At 40.0% G+C, this 12,443-nt stretch carries 13 protein-coding genes; 1 reads left to right on the top strand and 12 read right to left on the bottom strand.

From position 1 onward, the window contains the following. Positions 1-16: 16 nt before the first annotated feature. The 4 genes from BUF11_RS24405 to BUF11_RS14020 all read right to left on the bottom strand — a co-directional run bounded on the left by BUF11_RS24405 (position 17) and on the right by BUF11_RS14020 (position 3,180). On the bottom strand, positions 17-430 hold the full coding sequence (locus BUF11_RS24405) for a zinc-ribbon domain-containing protein (RefSeq protein WP_084558663.1): 414 nt from the start codon (positions 428-430) through the stop codon (positions 17-19). Positions 431-572: 142 nt separating this feature from the next. Further along, a complete protein-coding gene (locus tag BUF11_RS14030) occupies positions 573-902 on the bottom strand; it encodes a phage holin family protein (RefSeq protein WP_084558681.1) in 330 nt (109 codons plus the stop codon). A gap of 147 nt (positions 903-1,049) precedes the next feature. Continuing rightward, positions 1,050-2,489, bottom strand: a complete 1,440-nt coding sequence (locus BUF11_RS14025) for an MFS transporter (RefSeq protein WP_073589487.1) — start codon at positions 2,487-2,489, stop codon at positions 1,050-1,052. Positions 2,490-2,640: 151 nt separating this feature from the next. Next, positions 2,641-3,180 (bottom strand): rubrerythrin family protein, encoded by a 540-nt coding sequence (locus tag BUF11_RS14020; protein ID WP_073589486.1) that lies wholly within the window; start codon positions 3,178-3,180, stop codon positions 2,641-2,643. A gap of 155 nt (positions 3,181-3,335) precedes the next feature. Here BUF11_RS14020 and BUF11_RS24400 point away from each other — a divergent pair, with 155 nt between their 5' ends. Further along, the gene (locus BUF11_RS24400) at positions 3,336-3,488 is read left to right on the top strand and encodes a hypothetical protein (RefSeq protein ID WP_175562069.1); all 153 of its coding nucleotides are present in this window, start codon (positions 3,336-3,338) and stop codon (positions 3,486-3,488) included. A gap of 24 nt (positions 3,489-3,512) precedes the next feature. Here the strand turns inward: BUF11_RS24400 and BUF11_RS14015 are convergent, their stop codons facing one another. The 8 genes from BUF11_RS14015 to BUF11_RS13980 all read right to left on the bottom strand — a co-directional run bounded on the left by BUF11_RS14015 (position 3,513) and on the right by BUF11_RS13980 (position 12,441). Continuing rightward, the gene (locus BUF11_RS14015; protein ID WP_073589485.1) at positions 3,513-4,220 is read right to left on the bottom strand and encodes a methyl-accepting chemotaxis protein; all 708 of its coding nucleotides are present in this window, start codon (positions 4,218-4,220) and stop codon (positions 3,513-3,515) included. Positions 4,221-4,368: 148 nt separating this feature from the next. Continuing rightward, positions 4,369-5,721: a DNA repair protein RadA gene (radA, locus tag BUF11_RS14010; protein ID WP_073589484.1), complete on the bottom strand. Its 1,353-nt coding sequence runs from the start codon at positions 5,719-5,721 to the stop codon at positions 4,369-4,371. Between the two features lie 144 nt (positions 5,722-5,865). Next, entirely contained in the window at positions 5,866-6,363 is a 498-nt protein-coding gene (locus tag BUF11_RS14005) for an endosialidase (protein WP_278277149.1), read from the bottom strand. Between the two features lie 137 nt (positions 6,364-6,500). After that, positions 6,501-8,945, bottom strand: coding sequence for an ATP-dependent Clp protease ATP-binding subunit (locus tag BUF11_RS14000; protein ID WP_073589482.1), 2,445 nt, complete (start codon positions 8,943-8,945; stop codon positions 6,501-6,503). A gap of 175 nt (positions 8,946-9,120) precedes the next feature. Beyond that, positions 9,121-10,155: a protein arginine kinase gene (locus BUF11_RS13995; RefSeq protein WP_073589481.1), complete on the bottom strand. Its 1,035-nt coding sequence runs from the start codon at positions 10,153-10,155 to the stop codon at positions 9,121-9,123. Further along, positions 10,148-10,696, bottom strand: a complete 549-nt coding sequence (locus BUF11_RS13990) for a UvrB/UvrC motif-containing protein (protein WP_073589480.1) — start codon at positions 10,694-10,696, stop codon at positions 10,148-10,150. The genes BUF11_RS13995 and BUF11_RS13990 overlap by 8 nt, the downstream gene beginning before the upstream one ends. A 41-nt stretch (positions 10,697-10,737) precedes the next feature. Further along, on the bottom strand, positions 10,738-11,124 hold the full coding sequence (locus tag BUF11_RS13985) for a GntR family transcriptional regulator (RefSeq protein ID WP_073589479.1): 387 nt from the start codon (positions 11,122-11,124) through the stop codon (positions 10,738-10,740). A gap of 81 nt (positions 11,125-11,205) precedes the next feature. Further along, on the bottom strand, positions 11,206-12,441 hold the full coding sequence (locus BUF11_RS13980) for a cadherin-like beta sandwich domain-containing protein (protein ID WP_073589478.1): 1,236 nt from the start codon (positions 12,439-12,441) through the stop codon (positions 11,206-11,208). Positions 12,442-12,443 lie beyond the last annotated feature (2 nt).

Here is a 12,443-nt window from a genome sequence, read left to right as displayed (position 1 = left end):
TCGAGTGCTTCTGTTTTTAAAACTTATGTTTGCAATTTCTGCATACTCTATCAACTTTATTTGTCTTAAAGCCGGTAAACAGGCTATATTTTCTGGAAACCATATCAAAAGCAGATGAACCGCATTTAGGACATCTGATTTCAATGTTATCTACAGCCTGAGGAGATACCCTGGGCATCCTGTCAACTGCATTTTTTGCTTCTGCTAATCCAGCTCCGGTTAAAACCCTGAATTCTTTTATTGCCTGTATAATCTGTCCCTGTTCCACTAACCACTGTATTTGTGATACATCATATTGCTGTCCATTGAAATTATAGATGGATTTTGATTTATCGCTTTCGTCTTTTGCTATAGGATATCCGCAATTGGGACAGCTTGCGGCTTTATCTGATATTTCTTTATTACATTCAGGACAATTGATTAATGCCATTACTGATACCACCTTTCTTTTTTCTAATTATACAACGGATGGCATAACATGACAATAGAGGAGGTCCAATAGCTTTAGCAAAGTTATAGGACTTCCTCTATCATTTACATTACTTTTGCAGCAATTTCTTTTTCTTATCTTTTTATAAGTCTTTCTTGCCGGAACCGTCTGTCTTCGTATTTTCTTTATTATTTGCGTCTGTCTGCGTACCTATACAGTCACTTTTGTTCTTTATATTACGGACAAGTTCAAAAGCCCCGGTACTGGCAAGACCGCTCGCAAGACCACCAAGCAATATCTCGGGAGAAAACTTCCAGCTGCTAATCCAGATATTTAAGAAGGTACCCACTACCCCCATAATTAAAGGTATATATTTATTGGGGATTACTGTAATACTGTGCTTTATAATGTAGCCCACACAATAACAGATACCCACAATAATCAGTATCACATATTGATTTAAGAATTCCATTAGCTTCCCCTTTTCCCGGAGCAATCCCGTCATTCTGCCAGGACTGTTCCTCAACAAACTATTGGCTGATAAAGGGTAAGCTGTCAGGCTGGCAGCTCCCCTTATCCTATTATATTCATAAAATCAATTTTCTTTCCTTTTTTCGGATTATACGGATACTCTTCCATCTTTTCTGTTGGTATCTATCTTTTCTGTCTCTATTCTTAACTTAATATAGAGTGCACCGCCTATCAAAATAAGAAATCCTAATATATTAAGTATTTGTTGCGGGTATAAAATGACTCCTTGAATAGTGACCGGATTCTCTGTAAAAATATTAAGCAGCTTTCCGCCGATAATTGATACCAGAAATCCCCACACACCGGATATGGAGGATACCAAGGAAAGCCATACCATTCTTTTATCACTCCGGAAGAAGTCTAACTGCACGCCAAATAATCCGATTCCAACAAATGCCCATGCAGTGGAAGAAAGCACTGTTCCGATTATAAAGAAGGGATATGCATTAGCAGGTACCGTTAAAGCCAAAACCAGAATATTAAACGCAAGAATTGTAAGGCTATAACGCAATATTTTTGCCATTCCGTGTTTATCTGCCATCTTTCCGAACTTAGGTGTGATGTAAATCCGGTACAGGTTACATATAAAACCCACCAGCATCATAAAAGTATAAGGAAGCTTTAATACATTGACCTGGTAGCTTGCGACAAAAGGAAGAGAAATATAAAATCCTGAAATATAAAGGCTTTGCAGTATTAAAGCCTTTCGGAATTTTCTATTTTTAAAGGCTTCTGCAATCTCTGAAAGAATACTGCTGCTTTTCTCTTTGCCCTTCTTAGCATCCTTCTCCTTTGCCTTTTTGGCAAGACGTCCATGCATCTCCTTACCCTCTTCATTCAGATAAGAAATCCTTGGCTCTTTCATCATAGACATTGCTGCTACATTAATAATTACCAGAATAAAAATCAACAGTCCTATTATCAGAAAGCCTGTCCGTATGGCATTCGCCTTGAAATAATCTAATATCATACCGGCTATCAGCATTACTCCGGATACAATAAATACCGCGATAGAATCCTTGATGGAAAAGTATTTGCCTCTAAGCCTGCCGGGTACAAGGCTTGCTATCCAGTCCTGGGAAGCCGGTGTTCCTATCTGCACAAATATCTGGCCTGTAAAATATAGCACTATAATTGCAATGGCTTTATACCTATTACTGATATCGAGAAAGGGTATGAAGTAAATAGCGGAGAATAGTATCCTTTGTAAAAAAGTGAAACACACCAAAAATTTATACTTCTTTATACGGCTCATGAACTGTATCAGAAAAATCTGTGCCAACGCTGCCAGACTTGCCAAAGAGGTAATAATACCGATGTCCGCATCTGATATTTTACAATATGTCATTAAACTGGCAAGAAATGTACCTCCAGCCAGCTGGACAATCGTTTGGGCCGCACTGTCCCCTATGGTAAAGTTCACCCTGCTTTTCTTATAATCCTCCTTGCTTTCCGGAAGTGCCATAAAATAAATCCGCCGGAATCTGGCCAGTAAATACTGGTTTATATCTTTAAAATTGTGAGACATGAAAGAAACAGCCCTCCACACACTTCCTGCATTATTTTATAGTGTCAGAAGGTAATTATAACGTAGGAGGAATCTCTTTGTAAATCGTTTTCATTTGTCAATATATCCAAATACATGTAGTTTCTTATATAGTTTCGACTTCCTGAAAAAATCAGGTCGCCGTATCATACACCTGATAATAACCCTGGGGAAAATCGCAGATAGGGCATATGGCTGGAGCACAAAGTCCTCCCATGATATTCCCGCAGTTAATACATATCCAAAGTACCTCCGTGGGTTTGCAGAACACCTGGTTTTTTTGTATATCATCCGCAAAGTTCTGAAAAATCACGTTATGGTTCAGTTCTATATTAGCAACTCCGTCAAACAAAGATGCTATATTATCATAGCCTTCCTCTCTGGCAACCTCTGCAAATTGTCTGTAGCTTCCATTTCCCTTTGCATCCTCCACTGCAGATGCCTCTAAAAGATTTTCAAGGGTACCAGGCAAAGTTCCTTCATTGATAAGCCTAAGCCATATGGTAGCATGTTCCCTTTCAAATCCTGCTACAATCTCAAACACATTCCCTATCTGAATATATCCTTCCTGCCTGGCTCTGATGCCATTAATCTGATATCTGGTACTGCTCCTTAATTCACCTTCAAAAGCTATTTGCAAATTCGTATAAGTTTTGCTCTGCTGAAAATCCATTACTATTCCTCTTCTATAATAGGCTACTTAATATTATGAATTGATAGTACTATTTATGTGGGTTGACAATTATTATCATTAACTGAATATTTTTTCTTGAAAAGGAGATAATGATTTTGAAATAAAAGAGAAATTATTCTAGAAAAGAGGTTCCCATGTCCCATGTAGCTCCAGCAATAAAAGATAAATTTGAATCACTTCCTATTGAGTTAAAGGATGCCATCCTAAGACGGAATGTTGTTCTTAATAGCGTCCAGGACTTAATCAAGGTCCTAGAGCAAATCGTAGCAGAAGGAGAAGGGGCCTAAGCCCTTCTCCTTCTGCTTTTTTTATTAATTTATCTGTTCACTTAAATCAACTAACATCTTAAGAGCATCTTTTGCATTATCTGTAATATCTCTCTGGTATGCAATTTCATGCTCCATATTTCGGGAAACATCATTGGATACATAGGCCGCTTCCAGTATTTTTTGAAATACGGTCTTTACATCACTGACCATATCATTCTGTTTCTTCACGATATCATAAATGCTATCTATTGCCTTCACTGTTTCTGTTACAAAGGTTTGTATGGAAGCAATGGTTTCTGATATTTCCTTGGAGGACTTGGCAGACTGTGCAGCAAGATTCCTGACTTCTCCCGCTACAACTGCAAAACCCTTTCCCTGTTCACCTGCTCTGGCGGCTTCAATGGAAGCATTGAGAGAAAGCATATTGGTTTTGTTTGAAATACTTGCTATCACCTCTGCAAATCCAACAATCATATTCGATAAGTTTTTCATCTGATTGATATTATTAGAGGAATTTTCTACTACCTCATTAAGGGATTTTATTCGGCCCAGCATATCATCTACACACGTAATGCCATCCTTCACAAGATTTAAGGAGGTATCCGAGCTGTTGATGGCATCAAAAGCATTTTTTTCAACCTTAAGCTGGGAAACATCGAGATTTTCTACAATCTCACCTATGCTCCTTATGAATTCCTCCTGTTTTTCCAGTAATTTTCCAATTTCCGTGCAATCTTTTGTACAATCCATGTTTACCTCCATTCCTGTGCATGTTTTTTTGCCGTGAAGCCAGCATTATAAATTGCACAGGCGCAACCTTTGTAAGAAAAATTTGATATATTAATATACATTCTTCTAAGGATATTATTGTCTCCGTATACAGTATTTATAATATCTTTTAAGTAAACAAACGGCTCAATTCCCTGATATTCTTAACCCCTATCAGTTTCATCCCTGTCTTCTTAATATTATCTGCGTTTGTCTTGGGTAGAATGCACGTGCGAAAGCCCATTTTCTCTGCTTCTATAACGCGGTATTCCGCCATGCTGACTCCACGGATCTCACCTGTTAATCCAATCTCACCAAAACAGATGGTATATTCATCGAGAGCAAGATTACGGTAGCTGGATAGCAGGGCAAGTACTACAGCCAGGTCTAATGCCGGCTCATTTATCTTCATTCCGCCTGCCACATTGACATAGGCATCCATACCGGACATCTGTATCCCTATCCTCTTTTCCAATACTGCCATAAGAAGATTTACTCTGTTATAGTCTGTTCCTGCTGCTGTCCTTCTTGGCATATTAAAGTTCGTTTGACAAACAAGTGCCTGTACCTCTACCAAAATCGGCCTGGTTCCTTCCATAGAGGCTACAACGACTGAACCCGGCTCATCCTCCGGTTTTCCCTGAAGCATGAATTCGGAAGGATTTAAGACTTCCCTTAATCCCTTATCCTGCATCTCAAAGACTCCGATTTCGTTGGTAGAACCAAACCGGTTCTTTACTGCCCGAAGGATACGGTAGGACGCCTTATCTTCCCCTTCAAAGTATAGTACCGTATCTACCATATGTTCCAGCACTCTCGGACCTGCCACAACGCCTTCCTTTGTTACATGGCCTACTATGAAAATTGTAATGCCAAGTCCTTTGGCCAGGTGCATCAGTACACTGGTGGTTTCTCTTACCTGGCTTACACTGCCCGGTGCCGCTCCAATATCTTCTTTGTACATGGTCTGAATGGAATCGACAATAACGATTTCCGGTTTATTTTTACGGATAATTTCTTCTATATTGTCCAGATTCGTCTCACTAAGCAGCAATAAATCCCCTTTAAATACTCCAAGCCTGTCGGCTCGCATTTTAATCTGCTGCAGGGATTCCTCGCCGGATATGTATAACACTCTATGTTTTTTATCGGTTAATTTCATACATATCTGAAGCAACAGGGTCGATTTTCCTATTCCGGGGTCTCCGCCTACCAAAACCAGCGAGCCAATTACAATACCGCCGCCTAATACTCTGTCCATTTCCTGGAATCCGGTTGTAATCCGGCTGTTTTCCGCACCACTAACCTCCGCAAGCAGCTGGGGCTCTGCCAAAAGGGCTGTTCCTCTTATCTTTCCCTTTATTTTTAAGGCAGGTTCTTCCACAAAGGTATCCCATGCTTTACAGGCCGGACACTGGCCCATCCACTTTGAGGCCTCATAGCCACACTCCTTGCAGAAAAATACATTTTTTTGCTTTGCCATATCTTCATATCTTCCTTATTTTTTATAACTTCAATCTTTTTAGAATTGTAATAAAGGAGAGGTGTACACCTCTCCTTTATATCTGTTATTCTTATGTCTTTCGCTTCTGGAATGTCTTCCATCGTTTCACGTCATTATATTCTTTTAAATTTTCATTATTTTGACTTCAGCCTTGCTGTTACCACCTAATTCAACACTGAAATTAAGTTTTCCGCCAAGATTTGTCTTCATCTTACCAAGGTTCGTGTCATCAATGAATATTTTATATTCCTTCTCTGCTTCTAACTCCAGTGTGATCTGGGCGTCTTCAAAACCTTCTACTGTAAAGCTTATCTCCCTTTCTGATACATCTAACCCGGTCACAGAAGTTCCCGGTACTGACTCATAAACAATCATTCCATTCTTCTCAAGTTTTGTAATTTGTTTGAATGTTTTTACCTTATACAAATCTCCGTTGTGCTCAAAATCATTTACCTTTGACTTCTCGCTTAATTCATAATTCCCGAAACTGATTGTCCCATTGCTTTCTTCTCGAATTAATTCCTTTACAACTGACATGTAGAATCCTCCCAATTGATAAATGCTCTTTTTGCAATATAAGACATATATGCTAATCATTTGGACAAGGAGAGGGTATGTGATTAAAGCAATACCGCAAGCAAGCTTGCGATATGCGTGGGAACCCTTCCCTCTCCATCTAATGGAACATCTTATGATTATGTTTTACATTATACTATATTTTCTTAGCAATTTCCACAGGATTATGCATAAGTTTCAAATTATTTTTTGGAAATTTTGATTTCATTGTCGATTAATCCAATAATTGCTGTGTCCCCGCTCTTAATATTTCCGTCCAGGATTTCTTCTGCCAGTTTATCTTCGATATTTGTTTGGATGGAACGTCTTAGAGGTCTTGCTCCATAGTTCCGGTCAAAGCCCTTTTCAGCAATGTGCTGGGTAATATCCTCATTTATTTCAAGCGTAATATTCATTTGCTGCTTAGCCCTCTTGGTTATCGAGGAGAGCATAATACCTACAATACTCTTAATGTCATCTTTGGTAAGGGAATGGAAGACGATTATTTCGTCAATTCGATTGATAAATTCAGGCTTAAAGATTCGTTTTACCTCATCTAATACGCCTTCTTTCATCTTCTTATAATCTTCCTTCTCATCGCTTACAGAGGCAAATCCAAGTCTCTTGGGAGCTATGATATTCTGTGCGCCTGCATTGGAGGTCATTATGATAATAGTATTCTTAAAGCTTACCTTCCTGCCCTGGGCATCGGTTATATGCCCGTCATCCAATACCTGCAAGAGGATATTAAAGACATCCGGGTGGGCTTTTTCTACCTCATCAAAAAGAACTACCGAATAAGGATTCTGCCTTACTTTCTCACTAAGCTGTCCGCCTTCGTCATACCCTACATATCCCGGAGGGGAACCAATAAGCTTGGATACGCTGTGTTTTTCCATATATTCGGACATATCTACACGTATCATGGAGTTTTCACTTCCAAACATTGCTTCTGCCAAAGCCTTTGAAAGCTCCGTCTTACCGACTCCTGTAGGTCCTAAGAATAAGAAGGAACCGATTGGCCTGCTCGGATCTTTCAGTCCTACACGCCCCCTCCTGATAGCCTTGGATACGGCGGATACTGCATCTTCCTGGCCAATTACACGCTCGTGGAGTATCTTCTCTAAGTTTCTTAAGCGTTCCGACTCTTCCTCTGCCAGCTTCCTGACCGGAATCTTCGTCCAACTTGAGATAATATCGGCAATTTCATTTTCTCCTACTATAAGCAAGTTATCCTGTTTTTCTTTTTCGGATTTAACCTGGAGGGCATTCATCCTAAGGGTTATTTCTTCCTGCTGCCTCTTTAATTCGCCTGCTCTTTCGTACTCTTCTCTTTTAATTGACTGTTCTTTTTCCTCTTCCAGTTCTTTTATCTGCGCTTCCAGCTCTTTAATCTCCGGTGAAGTAATATAAGTGCTTAATCTCACCTTAGACGCAGCTTCATCCATTAAGTCTATGGCCTTATCAGGCAGGTAACGGTCATTGATATAGCGGCTTGACATCTTAACGGCAGCCTCCAGTGCTTCATCAGTTATCTTAACCTTATGGTGCGCTTCATAACTGTCCCTTAATCCCTTTAATATCAGAATTGCTTCCTCCTCGGAGGGTTCTTCCACAACTACCGGTTGGAATCTTCTCTCAAGAGCAGCATCCTTCTCAATGTATTTACGGTATTCCTCTCTGGTGGTAGCACCGATTAACTGCAGTTCCCCTCTGGCAAGAGAAGGCTTTAGGATGTTGGAAGCATCTATGGCACCTTCTGCTCCGCCTGCTCCAATAATGGTATGAATCTCATCAATGAATAACAGCACATTGCCGTCATTCATTACCTCGCTGATTACCTTCTTTATACGTTCCTCGAATTCTCCCCTGTACTTAGAACCCGCTACCATACCGGATAAATCCAGGGTTAATACCCTCTTATCCTTTATTACTTCCGGAATATTTCCTTCTACGATCTTTCTGGCAAGGCCTTCCGCAATTGCGGTTTTACCAACTCCTGGTTCTCCTACCAGACAGGGATTATTTTTCGTTCTTCTGCTTAATATCTGGACTACTCTCTGGATTTCTGTTTCTCTTCCGATAACCGGATCCAGCTTGCCTTCTCTTGCATACTCTGTCAGATCCCTGCTGTATTGGTCAAGAGTAGGGGTATTGGATTTAGCCTTTGATTTGCCCTTATTGGCTGAGTATTCATTCTTTGCAGTATTCATATCTGCACCGATTGCAGTGAGCAGATCCACATATAATTTTTGAAGATTAATTCCCAGTGTATTTAACAATCTTACTGCGATACAGTCAGATTCCTTTATAAGGGCAATCAGAATATGTTCTGTCCCCACTGCCTGGCCTTTTAACCGGATTGCTTCCTTAAAACTCTGGTCGAGAATTCTTTTGGATCTTGGGGTAAATCCATCTACCTCGACTGCTTCCATGGTAGAGCTGGGTGCAATCAGTTGGTTTACCAATTCCAATACTTTATTCACATCCACGCCATTTTTTTCTAAAACCCTGGCGGCAACACCGTCGGATTGCAAAAGGCCAATGAGCAGATGTTCTGTTCCAACATAGTTGTGGGATAATTTATAAGCAATTTCCGTTGCGTAATTTATAGCACGTTTTGCTTCCTCTGTATATCTCTCATTCATATTAACTCCTTTTCTGAATATCCGATCTTTGACTGGATATTCGTTAATTCGTAATTGAAAATTCATTTTTCAGCTTAATCCCCATGCATATCGCAGGCCCGCCAATAGATTGCTTGCAATCTACACGATACTGCTCCAATAGAAATTTGAAAAATGAATCGAATATCTCCTTAATCTATACCATATCGGGAAGCTTCTCCCTGATATATTCTGCCCGGAACCGGTCTCTTTGTCCGCTGCCCATATTCTTATCCAATATGCACTGCAAATTGCCGGGCTGAATTTCCATCATCAGTTCATGTACATTACAATCTTCCTTTAAGTTAAGCAGTTCCAGATCGAATCCTAATTTCACCTGTGACAACAGGGTCATGGCATCGGCAGAAGATAACTGCTTTGCATATTTTAATACGCCATAGGAACGGTGAACCTTATCTTCAAATTCATCATAACTATGGGTTAAAATATACTCCCGATATCTGCGCTCCTGCTTCATCACCTGTTCTACGATTCGGTTAAGGCTTTCTATTATTTCCCTTTCAGTACTTCCAAGGGTCTTCTGATTGGATATCTGATAGAGGTTACCGACACTTTTTGAGGCTTCCCCATAAGTGCCCCTTAGGACAATTCCGTATTGTGACAGTTCTTCTGCCAGCTTTGTAATCTTACCGGTAACATTAAGTGCCGGCAAAAACATCATATAGGAGGCTCTAAGTCCCGTCCCTACATTGGTCGGACAGGACGTTAAATAGCCATATTTCTCATGATAGGCATATTCAAAGAGCTCACTTGCAATATCGTCTGCCGCATTAGCCTCTGTAAATGCTCCCATGATATTCATTCCGCCGGTAATCGACTGTATCCTAATATGGTCCTCTTCATTCAGCATAATGCTGATTCTTTCATCTTCCGATAATATAAGTCCGGTGCTCTGCTCTCTGGCCAATAACAGGGGACTTATTATATGCCTCTCCACCATAGCCGTCTTTTCGGCATCTGAGAGGATATCTACATTACAGCTGAAATATTTCTTTTCCTCTTTCACTTCCAGAACGGGAGTTGCACCCTTCAATCTCTCTACCAGTTCTAAAGCCTGCTCCTTGGTAATTTTGGAGGAAAAAGGATATTCTTTTAGATTTCTTGCCAGACGTATGCGGCTGGAAATCACTACATCACTGTTCTTACCTGTCTCTTTATACCATTTAGGCATTGTTTATCTCCTCCTTTTTTAACTGACGGATTCGATCCCTTAATCTGGCTGCCTCCTCAAATTCCTCTTTTTCAATTGCATCCTGTAACTTTATTGAAAGTTTATCTATTTCTGGAAGCTCTTTTACAAGCTTTTCAGTTCCTGATTCAAAGCCTTTTGGCCTCTTACCCGTATGGGTGTCTGAACCCTGAATGTTTCTTAGGCTCTTTTCCAATCCCTTTTTAAAGCTATCATAGCACTCCGCACATCCGAAACGCCCTTCCTTTAGGAATTCTGAATAGGTCATTCCGCAAGCCTTGCACACAGGTTCTTTTTCTGTTTGTTCTGTTCCATGCAGGTTACCTGGAGAAGCATAGTTCCCAAGTATGGAGGATAACAGGCTTCCAAGAGTCATTTCCTGGCTAAGCATACCTGAACCCATGGAAAAAGAGGTGTATTCCAATGCACATTCTTCACAAAAATGCTGTTCTTTCTTTTCTCCATTTATGATTTCCGTATAATAAACTTTGGCTTCATTTTTTTTGCATTTATCACACAACATAGCTACATCCTCCCATCCGGATGTGATTTCAGTTACGGGCTTTACTTTTCTCTGTCAACGGAACAGAAATCACAAAATATTTGCTCTACGATTTCATGGACTTCTTCACTGCTGATATTCTTGCAAACTGCTTTAGCAAGAAGCACCCGCATCTCATTTGCCAGTTCCTCCATGGCCTTATATTTATCGGCACTTACGGCGATTACCGCACCTTTTCTGCGGTCCAGCTTAACATACCCCTGCTGCCTTAAAATAGTATATGCTTTATTAACAGTATGCATGTTAATACCAATATCTTCTGCTAAATCACGGACAGAAGGCAGATTGTCACCTTCTCTGAACTCTGCATTGGCTATACCAAATATAATCTGATTACACAGCTGGACATAGAAAGCTTCATCACTATTAAAATCAATAGTCACTATCAAATTACCACCTCCTGAAACCCGCGTTATATTTGTTATACCTTTAGTATAACAAATATAAGCCTAAAGTCAAGTTTTTTTCAATTAGTCTTCCGTATTCTTATTTTTTAAAACCATTCTGATTATACCGATTGCTAAAGCACTGCAGATTCCTAACAGGACAGCTGCCACTATCCCAAGAATCACAATCTGATTCTGATAGTGTTCTATATTTCTGGCATTTTTGGGTATCACTAACTTTTCTCCCTCTTTTACTGACACGGGATTGAACCGCTGAACGGTATTTTCTCTTCTGTCCAGCTGATAGAAGCCTTTTAACCCGCTTTTGTTCTCACCATATACCAAAAGGAAATCACTGTCTAAATCCAAGGTATTTGCATATACCGTGATTGCCGTACCATCTACTATAAGAGAAGTTTTTTCATAACCCTCCGGTATTGTCACATCCTCACCGGGTGTAAGAAGATGCAGATAGAAACCACCGGTAAGGTAAGTATTATCAGCTTCCTTCTCAAGCTGTAATTTACCGATTGCCGTACTGTCAACAACCTCTCCCTTATCCTGGCCGGGATTCTCTTCCCCTGTCTCTTCGCTTGCCTCTTCCTTTAATACATCTATTGTATAGGTCCTGACTTTTCCGGATTGCGCCTTCACGCTGATTTCAACTGTATTATGCCCTGTTTTAAAATCTTTATTTCCCGTTATGGACACAGTGGCCTTGTCATCCTCTGCTAAAGCACTGATTACCAATTGATTTATATCCAAACCTACCGTTACCTGATAGCTTGTATTTTCCTTTGAAAATTCCTTTGAAAGTGTTCCGGGAGTTATCTTAAGCTCTTTTAAGTTTGTATTATCAGAAACAGATTTATCCGATACAACTTCTATTTTCAACTGGTTCCGGGAAACCGACATATTATCTCCGGTATCAAAAGCGTACACACCAGTCTCATCTGTAAGAGACAGAACTGCTTCCCCATAGTCAAGTGTATGGAATTTCAGTGCGTATTTTCTTTCCGTATCTCCCTGCGGCACATTGGTATCCGTTATTTTTACCAGACCTTCTCCTCCGGCCGCAACTCCTCCGTCATTATCAAATTCCAATATATCAGCATTATATGATAAATACCCTTCAAAATCTCCTATGAGATCATCAGAAGTCAGGTAAATACTCACAATTACCGTATCTCCTTTTTTTACTGTCTTATCCTTGGCTGTTATATCTATGTTGGCGCTTGCTGCCTCACATATCCTAAAGGTTAAGAAAGGCAAAACAAAAAGCAATAATAACCTGAATACAATTTTATATTTATTTCTCAATC

Origin of the sequence: Anaerocolumna xylanovorans DSM 12503 (genome assembly GCF_900143645.1) — a bacterium.
Classification (GTDB): domain Bacteria; phylum Bacillota; class Clostridia; order Lachnospirales; family Lachnospiraceae; genus Anaerocolumna; species Anaerocolumna xylanovorans.
This window is presented reverse-complemented; position numbering and strand designations above follow the sequence as displayed.